Raw genomic sequence first — 15,331 nt, 5'->3', positions numbered from 1 at the left:
GATCGACGTCGACTTGTGCGGCTGAGGCACCCGCTTCCGACGATGGGGGCTCTTCCCTTCATGGTCGGAGGCGGGGATCGCCGAACCGGGGGAGGGCGTCGCGGGCAGGGAGCGGATGAGGCTGCGCAGGACCGTGGGGTCGGTCAGGGCCGAGGGCAGCCCGGCGCCCGCCCGGCTCTTCTCGACCGATGCGGCTGTACAGCCGGGGGCGTCGGCTACGGAAGAGGCAGGAGGGGCGCCGGGGTCCTCGTGGGGAGAGGAGGGACCGGAGGCCTGGTGAGAGGACGCGGGGGCTGACATGGGCTTCGCCTCCGGCTGACGGCGGGGGAGTCGCCCGCTCAGGCGTCGCGCCGGGAGAAGACGAACCAGGCGGCGATGAGCGGGATGAGCGCCCAGGCGGCGAAGACCGCGATGGACTGGCCGTGGGTGAGGAACTGGGCTCCCTCAGCGCTCGACTGGGCGGCCTCCGGCAAGGGGTTGGACACAGCCGAGGAGACGGAGATCGGCAGGCATTCGATGATCTTGTTGACCCAGTTCCACTGACCGGCCGCGAGCTGAAGCGGCAGCAGGATGACGAACAGGAGGGAGACGACGACGGTGATGGCGCCGGCGGTGGAGCGCAGCAGGAAGCCGATGCCCAGGGTCATCAGCGCGATGCCGGCGAAGACCAGGCCTGAGCCCCAGATGTAGCCGGCGTAGTGCGCGTCGGTGAGGGAGCCGGCGTGCTCGCCGAGGAAGGGCTTGGAGATCGCCCAGGACAGGAAGACGGACAGGCTTCCCAGAAGGAAGGAGACGATGGCCAGGACCACGGCCTTGGCCAGGAGGAGATGCCCGCGCCTGGGGACGGCGGCCAGGGAGGAGCGGATCTGACCGGAGGCGTACTCCCCGGTGATGACGAGGGCTCCCAGGACCGAGACGACGATCTGCCCGAATGCCAGACCGGTGGTGATGAGGTCCTTGGCCGACTCCTGGCCCTCCGGCCGCTGCCCGGACGCGATGGCGATACCGGCGCCGAACAGGACGGTCAGGGCGATGGCGATGAAGGAGGTGATCCAGGTCGAGCGCAGGGACCAGAGCTTGATCCACTCGGCGCGCACGGAGCGCAGGAGGGTCTGGCGGCCCTGAATGTGTGGGCCGGCTGGGCGCGGGGCTGGGCCTGCGGGGGCGGTCCCGACGGCGGTGCGCGTCGGGGCGGGGTGTGCAGGGGCGGCGGAGGCGTGTGCGGGGCTGTGAGTACTCATGGCTGGCCTTCTGGAGTGAGACGGATGGAGCTTCTGATGGCGGGCGTGGCGCGCCGGCGTGCGGGCCTCAGCCCCGGGCGGAGCCCTGCGGCACGGCCTGGCGCACCCGGGTCTGCTGCATCTGGGCCTGGGAGGCGGGGTCGGTGCGGTACTCCACGGAGTCGCTGGTCAGAGTCATGTAGGCCTCTTCGAGGCTGGCGCGGATGGTGGTGAGCTCGTGCAGAACGATGCCGCCCTGGGCGGCCAGCTCGCCGATGGTGGCGGCGGTGGTCGCGGTGGTCTCCAGGACGTTGGGGGCCACGGGCCGGGCGGCCAGGTTGCGGGAGGCCAGGAGCTCGGCGAGCTGGGTGGCCTGAGGGGAGGCCACGCGCACCCGGTCGGTGGTGGCCGAGGCGATGACGTCGTTGACTGGGCCGGCCGTCAGGATCCGGCCGCGGCCGATGACCAGGAGGTGGTCGGCGGTCTGGGCCATCTCGCTCATGAGGTGGGAGGAGATGAACACGGTGCGGCCCTCGCCGGCCAGACGGCGGCAGGTCTCACGCACCCACTTGACGCCCTCGGGGTCCAGGCCGTTGACGGGCTCGTCGAACAGGAGCACACCGGGGTCGCCCAGCAGGGCCGCCGCGATGCCCAGGCGCTGGCCCATGCCCAGGGAGAAGCCCTTGACGCGCTTCTTGGCCACCGAGGTCAGGCCGGTGATGTCCAGGACCTCGTCGACCCGCTTGGCGGGGATGCCGTTGGAGGCGGCCAGCTGGCGCAGGTGACTGCGGGCGCTGCGCGAGCCGTGCAGGCCCTTGGCGTCCAGCAGGGCACCGACCTCGCACAGGGGGGCCGACAGCTGCCGGTAGGGGCGCCCGTTGATCGTGACCTTGCCGCTGGTGGGCTTGTCCAGGCCCATAATCATGCGCATCGTGGTGGACTTGCCCGCCCCGTTGGGGCCCAGGAAGCCGGTGACAGTGCCGGGCTCGACGGTGAAGGAGATGTTGTCCACCGCCGTCTTCTTGCCATAACGCTTGGTGAGATTGACTGCCTCGATCATGATGTTCTCTCTTCGACGTGGGCCTCTGGCCAGGGGGTGGGTGGTTCGCCGTGGTTCTTCCAAGGGGCTGCTCCCACGGAGCAACCGGATGGCTCCAGCCTAGGAAGGCGCCGTCGTCGGTGAATCGGCCGAGGTGAGGAACCCGGGGCCGGCCGGGGCGGGTCCGTCAGGCGGAGGGGGTCCTCCTGGAGGATGAGAACCGATCGGTCGATGCGAGCCGCCGGAGGCCACCGAGGAGTCGACGGCGTCCGACGCGCAGTGGGGATCTCTCCCCAGATGGCTACGTTGTGAGGGAAAAGGGTTCCCCTGACCGTGCGTGGGCTGCGCATAATATGCGCAGTTTCGGGTGCCGGTCCTCGACGGCCGGACCGGACTGCGAGCGGCGGCCTCCCCGGGCCGACGGTCCCAGCCCCCTCAGAGAGGATGAGAGGAACATGTCCAACCCCTTCTTCAGCCGAAGCACCGCCTTCCAGGAAGGCGGCCATGCGCCCGGGGCCGCCCCGGCTCAGACGCCCAACGGCTACCCCACGATGCCCGGCTACCAGGCCGGCCAGTACGGCCAGCAGGCCGCCGGCTACGGCCAGCAGTACGGCAACCAGTACGCCAACCAGTACGGTCAGCAGACGGCCGGCTACGGCCAGGTGAGTCCCGAGCAGATGGCCGGTCTGGAGGCCCAGTACCAGGCGCCGTCGGCCACCAACGCGGACATGCGCCGCATGACCTACGACGACGTCATCATCCGCACCGCCGGCATGTTCGCCGTCATCCTGGCCACGGGCGCCCTGTGCTGGAACCTGGTGACCAATGAGGCGACTTTCAGCCTGGGCGCCATGGCGGTGTTCGCCGGTGCCATCGGTGCCTTCGTCCTGGGCCTGGTCAACAGCTTCAAGCGGGAGCCCTCCCCGGCCCTCATCCTGGCCTATGCGGCCTTCGAGGGACTGCTGCTGGGCGGCTTCTCCGGCATCATGGAGGCCCGCTACGAGGGCATCGTCGTCCAGGCCGTGCTCGCGACGCTGGCCACCTTCGGCGCCATGCTGGCGGCCTACTCCTTCGGCGGCTTCCGGGTCCAGGGCAGGTTCCGGCGAGTCGTGGTTGTGGCCACCTTCGGCTACATGATCTTCTGCCTCATCAACTTCGCCCTCATGATGACCGGCATGACCACTGGCGCCTGGGGGCTGCGCTCCCTGACCATCATGGGGATCCCGCTGGGAGTCCCGCTGGGAATCCTGGCGGTCATCCTGGCCTCCTTCTTCCTGGCGATCGACTTCGAGTCCATTGAGAACGGGGTCCGCAACGGGCTGCCCCAGCGCTACGCCTGGGCGGGGGCCTTCGGCCTGGTCGTCACCCTCGTGTGGCTCTACGTGGAGTTCCTCCGCCTGCTGAGCTACTTCCGCGACTGAGAGCGAGGGGTCGGGCCCGGTTCGTCCGGTCCGACCTGACGCCACCACCTCGGCTGGGGCCGGGACGCAGCTGATGCGTCCCGGCCCCAGCCGCGTGCTCGGCGGTCTCGCTCCCGTTCCCGCCCCGGTGCTGCGCGGCCCGCTCGCCGGGTTCGCGCTGGGCCGAGGCCCGCTGCGGCGTCCAACCGGGGGCCTCACGTAGGCTCGCCGCATGATTAACACCAACATGCCCTCCGTCGAGGGCGCCAAGGGCACGAAGCCCACGCTCACCTTCCCCGGGACCGAGGCCCCCGAGGGGCTCCAGGTCCAGGTGCTCGACGCCGGCGACGGCCAGGTGATCGAGGCCGGCGACACGATCGTGGCCAACTACCTGGGCCAGATCTGGGGCGGCGACGTCTTCGACAACTCCTACGACCGCGGCCAGCCGCTGAACTTCCAAGTCGGCGTCGGCATGGTCATCCGCGGCTGGGACGACGGCCTCGTGGGCCAGCGCGTCGGCTCGCGCCTGCTGCTGTCCATCCCCTCCGAGCTCGGCTACGGCGACCACGGCGTCCCGCAGGCCGGCATCCGCGGCGGCGACACCCTCGTCTTCGTCACGGAGATCCTCGGCGTCATGTGAGCCAGGCCCACTGAGCCACTGACCGCGCGTTCGCACGGTAGGTGCCCAGAACGCACCCCTCAGGTGCGCCCTGGAGCCCTACCGTGCGAACGCGCGTCTGCATACGGTGCCCCCGGGGCGGCGTTCACTGCGCTAGCCTGAGGGCGGCGCGCTCGCGCCACACCCGGTAGCACGAACTGCACGGTCCGGAGGAAGTCCGGATGACGCCGTCGGGGCCGCAGACCCCGGATCCGCCCCGCCGATCTTGGCGTGTGCGAGCAACAACCAGGCGTTCGTCACCTCGGGGAGGCCGGTCATCGGCCGTCACGGGGACTCCTGCTGCACCGGGTGCGATCACTCGCACCCGCAGGAGCCTCCATGCCGAACATGCCCGCCTCAGACAACCAGGCCGGTGTCCCCGCCAGCATCTCAGCCCAGTTCACCCTCTTCTTCGACGGCCGCTTCTGGGTCGGTGTTCTTGAGGTCCACGAACGTCGTCGTGGGGCCGAGGCGAATGACCAAGGCGGCACCGTGCGGGCGGCGCGGCACGTCTTCGGGGCCGAGCCCAGCGACGTCGCGCTCTACGACTTCCTCCTGACTCACGGCGGGGCCCTCATCGACCGAGCCGCTGCTTGTCCTCCGGTACCGGCGTCCAAACCGGTGGGCTCGTCGTCGGCCTCTCGCCCCAACCCCAAGCGCGCCGCACGGCAGGCCGCCAAGGAGGCTGCCCGGGCGCGTCCGTCCACCGCTGCGCAGGCCGCCCTGGCCGCTGCCCGTGAGGAGACCGCGACCCGTGCCTCCCGTGACCGGAGCAGGCGCCGTCGCCAGAAGGCGGACGAGGACTGGGCGCGCCGTCGTCAGCGGGCCAAGCGCCGTCACCGCGGCCGGTGACGCAAGCCCGGTGTTCCGCAAATCGTGGTGGTGAGCGAGGCCCTCCTCGGGAACGGGACGACGGCCCGCGCGACCGCGCCGGGGCGGCCTTGGAGCGTCTCAGCGCGTCTCAGCGCGTCTCAGGGACAGGAAGCGAAGCGGCGCCCGGAGCCAACGAGGGCTACGCTATGGCAACACGGCGTCGTGAAGCGCTGGCCACCCCCTGAGGCCGGCTCCTTGCGACGCCGTTCCAGTCCGTCTGCCCGAGAAGGAATCACTCATGCCGCAGTACCGCAGCGCCACCTCCACCCACGGCCGCAACATGGCGGGCGCCCGTGCACTGTGGCGCGCCACCGGCGTCAAGGACTCCGACTTCGGTAAGCCGATCATCGCCATCGCGAACTCCTTCACCCAGTTCGTCCCCGGGCACGTGGGCCTGCGCGACGTCGGACGCCTCGTGGCCACCGAGATCGAGGCGGCCGGGGGCCTGGCCAAGGAGTTCAACACGATCGCCGTCGACGACGGCATCGCCATGGGCCACGACGGCATGCTCTACTCCCTGCCCAGCCGCGACCTCATCGCCGACTCCGTGGAGTACATGGTCAGCGCCCACTGCGCCGACGCCCTCGTGTGCATCTCCAACTGCGACAAGATCACCCCGGGCATGCTCATGGCCGCCATGCGCCTCAACATCCCGGCCATCTTCATCTCCGGCGGCCCCATGGAGTCGGGCAAGATGACCGCCGCCGACGGCACCACCCGCAAGCTCGACCTCATCGACGCCATGATGGATGCCGCCGACCCCACCGTGACCGACGAGACCATCAGCGCCATCGAGCGCCTGGCCTGCCCCACCTGCGGCTCCTGCTCGGGCATGTTCACCGCCAACTCCATGAACTGCCTCACCGAGGCCCTCGGCCTGGCACTGCCCATGAACGGCACCCTGCTGGCCACCCACGCCGACCGTGGCGAGCTCTTCAAGCGCGTCGGCCACCAGATCGTCGAGATCACCCGGGCCTACTACGAGCACGACGACGCCTCCGTCCTGCCGCGCTCCATCGCTACCAAGGCAGCCTTCGAGAACGCCATGAGCCTGGACATCGCCATGGGCGGCTCCACCAACACCGTCCTGCACCTGCTGGCCGCCGCCCAGGAGGCCGAGGTCGACTTCACCATGGCCGACATCGACCGCCTCTCGCGCAAGGTCCCCCACCTGGCCAAGGTCGCGCCCTCGACGAACCTCTACCACATCGAGGACGTCCACCGCGCCGGCGGCATCATCGGCATCCTCGGTGAGCTCGACCGCGGCGGACTGCTGGAGACCACCACCTCCAACGTCCTGGGCACCACCCTGGGCGAGGAGCTCGCCGCCTACGACATCGCCCGCCCCGGCCCCGACGGCGTCCCCGGCTCCCAGGTCAGCGAGGAGATCCGCACCGGCTACCTCGCCGCCCCCGCCGGCGTGCGCACCACCGAGATGTTCTCCCAGGCCTCCCGCTGGGAGTCCCTCGACACCGACCGCGCCGCCGGCTGCATCCGCGACATCGAGCACGCCTACTCCGCCGACGGCGGCCTGGCCGTCCTCTTCGGCAACATCGCCGAGAAGGGCTGCATCGTCAAGACCGCCGGCGTGGACGAGTCGATCCTGACTTTCTCCGGGCCCGCCGTCGTCTTCGAGTCCCAGGAGGACGCCGTCGCCGGGATCCTCGGCAAGCAGGTGACGTCCGGCGACGTCGTCATCATCAGCCACGAGGGACCGCGCGGCGGCCCCGGCATGCAGGAGATGCTCTATCCGACCACCTACATCAAGTCCATGCACCTGGGCAAGGAGTGCGCCTTGCTCACCGACGGGCGCTTCTCCGGGGGCACCTCCGGGCTGAGCATCGGCCACGTCTCCCCGGAGGCCGCGGCCGGCGGACTCATCGGCCTGGTGCGCAGCGGCGACATCATCGACATCGACATCCCGCGCCGCGCCATCTCCGTGCGCCTGAGTGACGAGGAGATCGAGCGCCGCCGCGCCGAGGAGGAGGCCCGCGGCGAGGCCGCCTGGACCCCGCACGTGGACCGCCCCCGCAAGGTCTCCGCAGCGCTGCGCGCCTACGCCATGCTCGCCACCAGCGCCGACCTGGGCGCGGTGCGCGACCTCAAGCGCCTCGGGATCAAGTAGCCCGCAGGGGCCGTCAGGGGCGGCCAGGGTTGACCAACTGCATATTTGAAAATCGTTGTCACTTGCGCCTAGGGTTTGCGTGTGACAATCGTTCTCAGATCGCTGGTGGTGCGATCCGGCAGCACGACGCTGGTCAACGGCGTCGCCCTCCGCCTGGAGCCCGCAAGCCGGACCGCCCTGGTCGGCGCCTCCGGAGCGGGCAAGTCCCTCACCTGCGCCGCGCTCGCGGGCACCCTCCCGGCCTCGCTGGGGGTCGCCGGCTCGCTGACCGTCGAGCCCGACGACGCCGACGCAGGCAGCGACCCGCGCGCGAGCTCTGATGCGGCAGGCGAGGCCGGCGGCGTCAACCTGCTGGGTCTGCCCGCCGCCCGCCGCCCCCGGGGCAGCCGGATCGCCCTGGTCCCACAGGACCACTCCACCGCTCTGCACCCGCTCATCGCGGTCGGCCGCCAGATCGCCCTGGCCTCCCAGGCCGCCGGACGCAGCCCGGACGAGGCCCGCCAGCGCGCCACCGACTACCTCTACGCCGTCGGGCTCGATGAGTCCTTCGCCGACCGCGTCCCCGGGCGCCTCTCCGGAGGCCAGCGCCAGCGCGTCAGCCTGGCCCTGGCCCTGGCCGCCGAACCGGCCCTCATCATCGCCGACGAGCCCACCACCGCCCTCGATGTCGTCGCTCGCGCCGAGATCCTCGGGCTTCTGAGTTCTCTGACCAGCCTGCCCCAGGCCCCCGCCCTGCTCCTCATCACCCACGACCTGCCCGCCGCCGCCATCTGCGAGAACATCGCCGTCCTCCACGACGGCGCCATCATCGAGTCGGGGCAGACCCGTTCCGTCCTGACCCGCCCCGAGCACCCGGTCACGGCCGCCATGTGCGAGGCCGGCGCCGAGGAGACCATCGACGGGGCCCTGGCCGCAGCGGGAGCCGCCGCATGAGCGGGCTTGAGACCCGGGGCCTCAGGCGCTCCCACCCGGGGGCGGGTGGCGAGCGGCGAGAGGTGCTGCGCGGCGTGGACCTGCGCCTGGAGCCGGGGGAGAACGTGGCCCTCATCGGACGCTCGGGATGCGGCAAGACGACGCTGCTGCGCGCCTTGCTGCTGCTCGACTCCCCGGGGCCGGAGGACGCCGGCGAGATCCTGCTCGACGGCGAGCCCGTGCGCCGAGGCGGAGCCCGAGCGCTGCGGGCCTTCCGGCGGGCGGTGCAGTACGTGCCCCAGGACGCCGCCGCCACCCTCCACCCGCGCCGCTCGGTGCTGGCGCAGGTGAGCGCCCCGCTGCGCACCCTGGGGGTGGTGCGCGACCGCGAGGAGGCCGCCAGTCGGGCCCGGCGGGTGCTGGAGAGCCTCGAGATTCACCGCGAGATTTGGGAGAACCGGCCCCACGAGATCTCCGGCGGCCAGGCGCAGCGGGTCTCCATCGCCCGGGCGCTGGCCCTGTCACCGCGCTACCTCCTGCTCGACGAGCCGGTCTCCGGGCTCGACCCGGCCCTGCGTCGCCAGACCCTCGACCTGCTTGCGGCCATCGAGGCCGACCCCGACGCCGCCACCAGCGATGAGCAGGAGCCCCCCGCGAAGTCCGGCGTGAGTGGCGAGCCGGAGCCCGCCCCGGCTGTGTCTGGCGCCGTGCCCGCCCCGGCTGTGTCTGGCGCCGTGCCCGCCCCGGCCCTGCTAGTGGTGTCGCACGACCTGGCCGCCGTCGCCCGCGTCTGCCAGCGGGCCCTGGTCATGGACGAGGGCTCCATCGTGGAGGACGCCCCCATGCGCCGCCTCCTCACTAAGCCCACGCACCCGGCCACCCGCGCCCTGCGCGACGCCGTGCCCACCCTGCCGACCGCCACCGACTGACGACCTCCCGACCGCTGACACCCCGACCGCTGACACCCCGACACCGGCCCGAAGGAGCATCCATGTCCCTGCCCGCCCCCGCCGTCACCCGCCGCCAGGTCCTCGCCGCCCTCGGCGTCGGAGCCGGCGCCGCCGCCATCGCGTCCTGCTCGCGCAGCTCCTCGGGTGACGGCCGCATCCGCCTGGCCATGTTCCACGCCCCCGAGAGCAAGCTCAACCCGCTCACCAACGACGGCTCCAAGCTCGTCCGCTGGTCCTGCGCCGAGAGCCTCACCACGCTCAACGCCGACGGCGACGCCCAGGAACTGCTCGCCACCTCATGGAAGCGCGAGGGCGAGACCACCTGGCGCCTCACCCTGCGCGAGGGCGTCACCTTCCACGACGGCACCGCCCTGAGCGCCGAGAACGCGGCCGCCGCCCTCACCTTCGCCGCCACCGCCGCCAAGCCGCCGCGCGTCCTGGACGGAGTCCAGCTCACCGCGAAGGCCGACGGCAAGGACCTCCTCCTGACCACCGCGGCCCCCGACCCCCTCATGCCGCAGCGCCTCTCCAGCCCCCAGCTCGTCATCCTGTCCCCGGCCGCCTACCCCAGTTCCGCCGACGGCGCCATCGACCCCGTCGGCCACGGCACCGGCGCCTTCATCCTCAAGCAGGCCAACGGCTCCTCCGGCGCCACCCTGGAACGCAATGACAAGTACTGGGGCACGAAGGCCACCGCCCCCGGCATCGACGTCACCTACGTTCCCGACGGCGCCGCCCGCGCCAACGCCCTGCGCACCGACACCGCCGACATCGTCGAGGCCGTCCCCGTCGCCCAGGTCGGCAACATCGACAAGAACCTTCTCCACGAGGTGGCCACCCCGCGCACCTCCACCCTCTACCTCAACACCCGCTCCGGCCCCTTCTCCGACCCCGCCCTGCGCGCCGCCGCCCGCAACGCCGTCGACCCCGCCGCCCTCATCAAGACCGTCTTCGAGGGCCACGCCGACTCTCCCGTCGGGCTCCTGGGGCCGGCCGTGCCCTGGGCCGCCGAGCTGCGCGCCTGGAAGAAGGAGACCTACCCCGGAGCCACGGGCGCGGCCGCCACCGGCAAGGTCCCCGGCGCCACCGCCGCCGGGACCGTCCCCGCCGGCACCGCCATCACCCTGGCCTCCTACACTGACCGTCCCGAGCTCGGAGAGATGGTCCCCCTCCTGGCCCAGCAGCTCGAGGCTGTCGGCTTCAAGGTCACCCAGGACGTGCGCGAGTACAACCAGATCGAGTCCGAGGCCCTGGCCGGCAAGTTCCACGCCGTCCTCGTGTCGCGCTCCACCGTCCTGGACTCCGGCGACGCCGTCGCCTACATGACCGCCGACTTCTCCTCCTCCGGCTCCTACTCCATGAGCGGCCTGCACGACGAGAAGGTCGACGCCGCCATCTCCAAGGCCGCCGCCACGCAGCCTGGCGACGAGCGCCACAAGGCCATCATGGCCGCCGAGCAGGCCATCCTCGCCTCCGGCGCCGCCATCCCGCTGGCCCACGAGCGCGTCATCCAGGGCGAGGCCGCCGGGGTCACCGGTGCCCAGCGCGACCCGGGCGAGCGCGCCCTCATCACCTCGGCCACGACCGTGAAGAAGTGAGCGGCGTGCTCTCCCGGCTCGCCGGGCGCCTGCGCACGGGCGACCTTGTCACCGGCATCTCGCGCCTGCTCGCCCTGGCCTGTCTCGTGGGCCTGGTGGGCATGCTGCCGTGGCTCTCGGGCAAGGACCCGGCCCTGACGATCCTGCGCGCCACCTCCTCCGACCGGGAGCCCACACCGGAGGTCCTGGCATCCATCCGCAAGAGCATCGGGATCGACGGCGGCCCCCTCCACGTCATCGGACACTGGCTGGCCGGGGTGGTTCGTGGCGACCTGGGCCGCTCCTGGGTCTCGGGGGCCGACGTCGGCCCGGATGCCGTGGACGCCTTCGGGGTCTCCCTGAGCCTCATGGCCGCCGCGCTCGGCGTCGGGGTCGTCGTGGCCGCCGCCCTGGTCCTGCCCGCCCTGCGCGACGGGCTGCGAGGGCGCCCCCGGCCTCGCGGCGGCGCCGCCTCCGCGGTCCTCATCTCCCTGCCCGAGTACCTCCTCGCCCCGATCCTCATGCTCGTCCTGGCCGTCTACCTCAGGATCCTGCCGCCCTTCGGGTGGGGCAGCCCCGAGAAGGTCATCATGCCGGCCCTCAGCCTGGGCCTGCCCACCGGCGGCTACCTCGGTGGACTCGTCTCCGATGCCGTCACCGCCACCTTCTCCGAACGCTGGGTGGCCACCTGGTCCACCGCCGGCATCCGCGGCCGAACCCTGGCCGGAGCCGTCCTGAGGCGGGCCCTGGCACCACTGACCGGGCAGGTGGCGCTCGTCGTCGTGGCCCTGACCGGCGGCGCGGTCGCCGTGGAGAAGATCTTCGCCATCCCCGGGCTGGGCCGCGAGCTCCTGGACGCCGCCTCCGCTCAGGACGTGCCGGCGCTCCAGGCCCAGATCCTGCTGCTGCTCGCCCTGGCACTGGCCGCCGGCGTCATCGCCGGGGCGGCCCGACGCCTCCTCATGGGGCGGGCCGCCGGGGCGGGCGGTCTCACGGCACCGCCCCCGGTGGAGCACTCGGGGCGGGCTGCCCGCGTCATCGCCGTCAGCGGTGCCGCCCTGCTGGCCCTCATGGTGGCCGTCGGGATTCGGCGCGACCCCTACGCCGTCGTCGCGGACAAGCTCGCGCAGCCCAGTGCCGCTCTCCCACTGGGCGCCGACTCGCTCGGGCGCGACGTGCTGGCACGGGTGGCTCACGGGGCCGTGTCCACGGTGAGCGGCGCCGTCATCGTCACGGTGGTCTGTTTCGTCATCGCCATCCTGGTGGGGCTGGCGCCGCGGGCGGCCACGGGGTTCATCGAGGTCGCCAACGCCGCCCCGCCGATCCTGGCCGGCCTCATCGTCGCCGGCGTCTCCGGGCCCAGCGCCACGGGCGCCGCCATCGCCGTGGCCGGCGTCGGCTGGGCGCCTCTGGCCTCCCACGCCGCCGGGCTCGTCGCCGAGAACCGGCAGCGCCCCGACGTCTTGCTCGCCCCGGTCCTGGGGGAAGGGCGGGTGCGGATCACCCTGACCCGGGTCCTGCCCGCCGTCGTCGGCCCCCTGGCGCGCCACGCGGCCCTGAGACTGCCCGGCAAGGCCCTGGCGCTGGCGGCACTGGGATTCCTCGGCCTGGGCGCCCAGAGCCCCGCACCGGAGTGGGGGCTGGTCCTGTCCGACGCGCTGCCCTACATCGAACGGGCCCCCTGGGCCGTGGCCACGCCCGCCGCCGCCCTCGTGGTTCTGTCGATCACGTCCGTCGCCGCCTCCCGCAGCATGCGGCGCTGAGACCGTAGAGGCCGCAGGAGCCGTTGAGCCCGCTGAGGCCCGGTGGCAGCGGCCCGGGCCGGGTGCGAGAAGCTGCGCCGTCGGGCATAGACAACGAGGCGGGCGCCAACCGCGTGATGGGTTGGCGCCCGCCTCATCGGTGGATCGGCCCTCAGCCCTCCAGGGCGTGGAGGCGGTCGATCGGGGTGGAGACGGCCTCGCGGGCGCGCACCACGGCCTCCTCATCGGGGGCGTCGTAGAAGCACAGGCACTTGACCGTGTCCTCGCGCACGTAGGTGCGCAGGAAGCTCACCTCCGGTACCTGGGCGTACTTGGGGGAGTTGGCCTTCTTGCGCGCCAGGTAGGTCTCCATGGAGATCTCCTCGGGGATGTCCCACTCCACGAGGTAGTCGGCCTTGCGGGCCAGGGCGCGCACGTCCTCCAGCTCGGCGCCCACGAGGCGGACCTCGTCGGGGCCGGTGACCTCGGCGTCGGCCGCAGCGGACCGGACGGCCTCGGTCAGGCCGGTGACGTTGTCGGAGTCGAGCTCGACGATGGTGAAGATGCGTTCGTGACTGGCGGTGACCTGCGACTCCAGGACGGAGGCGCCGGCGGCCTCAACGGCCTGGGAGACCTGCGCGATGAGGGCCTCGGCGGCCTCGCGTGACGGGGTGGTGGGGACGAGCTCGAAGAGCTGGAGCGACATGGCGGCTCCTTTCCGTAGGGTGTGCATACCAACCTTGCGGTCCAGCCGAATTATTCCCGCCGGCTCCGGTGAACTGAGGACGTGCTCGCTCTGCGGACTCACATAGGTATGAGTGTTTCCAGCTATAGGCGGGTGTGGGAGGTGTTGGCCGCCTGTGCGGATGAGAGCCTCCTTCCAGCCCTGCGTCCAGTTGTGCATCGGCGGGGTCTTGGCACCTCGGGTGCGCCGGCGTGCTGAGCAAGGTGGCCTGACGGCTTCGCAGAGCCGGATCGTGAGACGATCAGCCTGAAAATGTCCAAAACGGAGACAAAGACCCGAAACAGGGCCAAGGCGTCAGACAAGAACCGCATGATTCCAAGGTTCTATCAGCTACCTGATCGAGCCGCAGGCTCCTTTGTATCCGTTTTGGACATTCGGAGCCCTTCATCGTGATCGGCGCCTTGCCCGTTACGCTGTCACTCGTGAATGAGCTCGACAGCGTCAGCAGCAACGGAACTCCAGCCTGGGACAGCGCCCGCTACCTGCGGGAGATCCTCAAGGCCCCCGTCTACGAGGCGGCCGAGCACACGCCCCTGCAGGAGATGCCGTCCCTGTCGGCCCGCCTGGGCAACACCGTTGAGGTCAAGCGCGAGGACCTCCAGACCGTCCACTCCTTCAAGATTCGCGGCGCCTACAACGCCATGCGCTCCCTGAGCCCGGCCGAGCGTGAGCGCGGCGTCGTCACCGCCTCGGCCGGCAACCACGCCCAGGGCGTGGCCCGCTCCGCCGCCCTGCTGGGGATGAGCGCCATCATCGTCATGCCCACCGTCACCCCTCAGATCAAGGTCGACGCCGTTCGCGCCCTGGGCGGCGAGGTCCGCCTCCACGGGGACAACTTCGACGCGGCCAAGGCCGAGGCCACCCGCCTGGCCGAGGCCGAGGGCCTGTCCTACATCGCCCCCTTCGACGACCCCCGCGTCATCGCCGGCCAGGGCACCATCGGCCTGGAGCTCATCCAGCAGGACGCCCATCTCGACCGCGTCTTCGTGCCCGTGGGCGGTGGCGGGCTGGCGGCCGGCGTCGCCGTCCTCATCAAGCAGCTCATGCCCGGGATCAAGGTCATCGGCGTCGAGCACGAGGAGTCGGCCTGCCTCAAGGCCGCCCTGCTGGGCGGGGAGCCCATCACCCTGCACCACGTGGGCCTGTTCGCCGAAGGGGTGGCCGTGCGCCGCATCGGCGAGGAGACCTTCCGCATGTGCCGGGCCCTGCTCGACGATGTCGTCACCGTCTCCTCCGACGAGACCTCCGCCGCCGTGCGCGACATCTTCGACGACGTGCGCGCCATCTCCGAGCCCTCCGGCGCCCTGGCCCTGGCGGGACTCAAGCGCTACGTCGCCGAGCACCACCTGTCCGGCGAGCGCCTCGCCTTCATCCTGTCCGGCGCCAACCTCAACTTCCACCAGCTGCGCTACATCTCCGAGCGCAGCGAGATCGGTGAGCAGCGCGAGGCCATCCTCGGGGTCACCATCCCCGAGGAGCAGGGCTCCTTCCTGCGCTTCGCCTCGGTCCTGGGGGCCCGCTCGGTCACCGAGTTCAACTACCGCCTCTCCGCGGCCCGCACCGAGACCGACCCCGCCCGCATCTTCGTGGGCGTGCGCATCGCCCGGCGCCAGGAGCGTGCCGAGATCGTGGCGGACCTGGAGGAGGCCGGCTACGACGTCATCGACCTCACCGACGACGAGCTCGCCAAGGTCCACGTGCGCTCCATGATCGGCGGGCGCGCCACCCCGGGCGTGCCCGAGCGCCTCTTCTCCTTCCTCTTCCCCGAGTCGCCCGGGGCGCTGGCTCACTTCCTTCAGGTGCTGGGCACCCGCTGGAACATCACGCTGTTCCACTACCGCACCGATGGCGCCGACTACGGCCGTATCCTGTGCGCCTTCGCGGCCGGGCCCGACGACGTCGAGCTGACCGAGCACATGGACCGCCTCGGCTACTCCTACAACGAGGAGACCGCCGACCCCGCCTTCCGCTTCTTCCTGGCGCGATAGTCCGTGACGAGTTCGCGGCTCCATGCGCCCTCATCGGAAGGGCGGGGAGGGGGCGTTGTGGCCGGTATCATGCAATAAGGGGGAGTTCGTTCTGTCGAAACT

At 71.6% G+C, this 15,331-nt stretch carries 12 protein-coding genes; 9 read left to right on the top strand and 3 right to left on the bottom strand.

What is annotated here, in order from left to right; translation table 11 throughout:
* Window positions 1–338: 338 nt before the first annotated feature.
* On the bottom strand, window positions 339–1,241 hold the full coding sequence (locus JJJ14_RS10870; protein WP_185988807.1) for an ABC transporter permease subunit: 903 nt from the start codon (window positions 1,239–1,241) through the stop codon (window positions 339–341).
* Between the two features lie 67 nt (window positions 1,242–1,308).
* A complete protein-coding gene (locus JJJ14_RS10865; protein ID WP_201444135.1) occupies window positions 1,309–2,280 on the bottom strand; it encodes an ABC transporter ATP-binding protein in 972 nt (323 codons plus the stop codon).
* A gap of 434 nt (window positions 2,281–2,714) precedes the next feature.
* Here JJJ14_RS10865 and JJJ14_RS10860 point away from each other — a divergent pair, with 434 nt between their 5' ends.
* The 8 genes from JJJ14_RS10860 to JJJ14_RS10825 all read left to right on the top strand — a co-directional run bounded on the left by JJJ14_RS10860 (window position 2,715) and on the right by JJJ14_RS10825 (window position 12,517).
* On the top strand, window positions 2,715–3,680 hold the full coding sequence (locus tag JJJ14_RS10860) for a Bax inhibitor-1/YccA family protein (protein WP_201444134.1): 966 nt from the start codon (window positions 2,715–2,717) through the stop codon (window positions 3,678–3,680).
* 211 nt (window positions 3,681–3,891) lie between these two features.
* The gene (locus JJJ14_RS10855; RefSeq protein WP_070513962.1) at window positions 3,892–4,299 is read left to right on the top strand and encodes an FKBP-type peptidyl-prolyl cis-trans isomerase; all 408 of its coding nucleotides are present in this window, start codon (window positions 3,892–3,894) and stop codon (window positions 4,297–4,299) included.
* A gap of 357 nt (window positions 4,300–4,656) precedes the next feature.
* Complete coding sequence (locus JJJ14_RS10850) at window positions 4,657–5,169, top strand: YjdF family protein (protein ID WP_330831683.1); 513 nt, start codon at window positions 4,657–4,659, stop codon at window positions 5,167–5,169.
* A gap of 259 nt (window positions 5,170–5,428) precedes the next feature.
* Complete coding sequence (gene ilvD, locus JJJ14_RS10845) at window positions 5,429–7,315, top strand: dihydroxy-acid dehydratase (RefSeq protein WP_009406970.1); 1,887 nt, start codon at window positions 5,429–5,431, stop codon at window positions 7,313–7,315.
* 81 nt (window positions 7,316–7,396) lie between these two features.
* Complete coding sequence (locus JJJ14_RS10840) at window positions 7,397–8,248, top strand: ATP-binding cassette domain-containing protein (protein WP_201444133.1); 852 nt, start codon at window positions 7,397–7,399, stop codon at window positions 8,246–8,248.
* On the top strand, window positions 8,245–9,156 hold the full coding sequence (locus JJJ14_RS10835) for an ABC transporter ATP-binding protein (RefSeq protein WP_201444132.1): 912 nt from the start codon (window positions 8,245–8,247) through the stop codon (window positions 9,154–9,156). The genes JJJ14_RS10840 and JJJ14_RS10835 overlap by 4 nt, the downstream gene beginning before the upstream one ends.
* A 62-nt stretch (window positions 9,157–9,218) precedes the next feature.
* Window positions 9,219–10,775 (top strand): ABC transporter substrate-binding protein, encoded by a 1,557-nt coding sequence (locus JJJ14_RS10830; RefSeq protein ID WP_201444131.1) that lies wholly within the window; start codon window positions 9,219–9,221, stop codon window positions 10,773–10,775.
* Entirely contained in the window at window positions 10,772–12,517 is a 1,746-nt protein-coding gene (locus JJJ14_RS10825) for an ABC transporter permease subunit (RefSeq protein ID WP_236592818.1), read from the top strand. Before JJJ14_RS10830 ends, JJJ14_RS10825 begins: the two co-directional genes overlap by 4 nt.
* 151 nt (window positions 12,518–12,668) lie before the next feature.
* Here JJJ14_RS10825 and JJJ14_RS10820 read toward each other — a convergent pair whose 3' ends face one another.
* On the bottom strand, window positions 12,669–13,202 hold the full coding sequence (locus JJJ14_RS10820) for a DUF4242 domain-containing protein (protein ID WP_201444130.1): 534 nt from the start codon (window positions 13,200–13,202) through the stop codon (window positions 12,669–12,671).
* Window positions 13,203–13,663: 461 nt separating this feature from the next.
* Between JJJ14_RS10820 and ilvA the strand changes: the two genes are divergently transcribed.
* A complete protein-coding gene (gene ilvA / locus JJJ14_RS10815; RefSeq protein WP_201444129.1) occupies window positions 13,664–15,229 on the top strand; it encodes a threonine ammonia-lyase, biosynthetic in 1,566 nt (521 codons plus the stop codon).
* The last annotated feature ends 102 nt before the right edge of the window (window positions 15,230–15,331 follow it).

Source organism: Actinomyces sp. HMT 175 (genome assembly GCF_016694895.1).
In the GTDB taxonomy this organism is placed as follows: Bacteria; Actinomycetota; Actinomycetes; order Actinomycetales; family Actinomycetaceae; genus Actinomyces; species Actinomyces oris.
Note: the sequence above shows the minus strand (reverse complement) of the source record. Positions and strands in the feature narration are given on the sequence as shown.

Bases quoted from the DNA above. Each gene is read 5' to 3' on its own strand.
- ilvD (WP_009406970.1), top strand. From the start codon at position 5,429: ATGCCGCAGTACCGCAGCGCCACCTCCACCCACGGCCGCAACATGGCG.
- JJJ14_RS10850 (WP_330831683.1), top strand. From the start codon at position 4,657: ATGCCGAACATGCCCGCCTCAGACAACCAGGCCGGTGTCCCCGCCAGC.
- JJJ14_RS10865 (WP_201444135.1), bottom strand. From the start codon at position 2,280: ATGATCGAGGCAGTCAATCTCACCAAGCGTTATGGCAAGAAGACGGCG.
- JJJ14_RS10830 (WP_201444131.1), top strand. From the start codon at position 9,219: ATGTCCCTGCCCGCCCCCGCCGTCACCCGCCGCCAGGTCCTCGCCGCC.
- JJJ14_RS10855 (WP_070513962.1), top strand. From the start codon at position 3,892: ATGATTAACACCAACATGCCCTCCGTCGAGGGCGCCAAGGGCACGAAG.
- JJJ14_RS10870 (WP_185988807.1), bottom strand. From the start codon at position 1,241: ATGAGTACTCACAGCCCCGCACACGCCTCCGCCGCCCCTGCACACCCC.
- JJJ14_RS10835 (WP_201444132.1), top strand. From the start codon at position 8,245: ATGAGCGGGCTTGAGACCCGGGGCCTCAGGCGCTCCCACCCGGGGGCG.
- JJJ14_RS10820 (WP_201444130.1), bottom strand. From the start codon at position 13,202: ATGTCGCTCCAGCTCTTCGAGCTCGTCCCCACCACCCCGTCACGCGAG.
- JJJ14_RS10860 (WP_201444134.1), top strand. From the start codon at position 2,715: ATGTCCAACCCCTTCTTCAGCCGAAGCACCGCCTTCCAGGAAGGCGGC.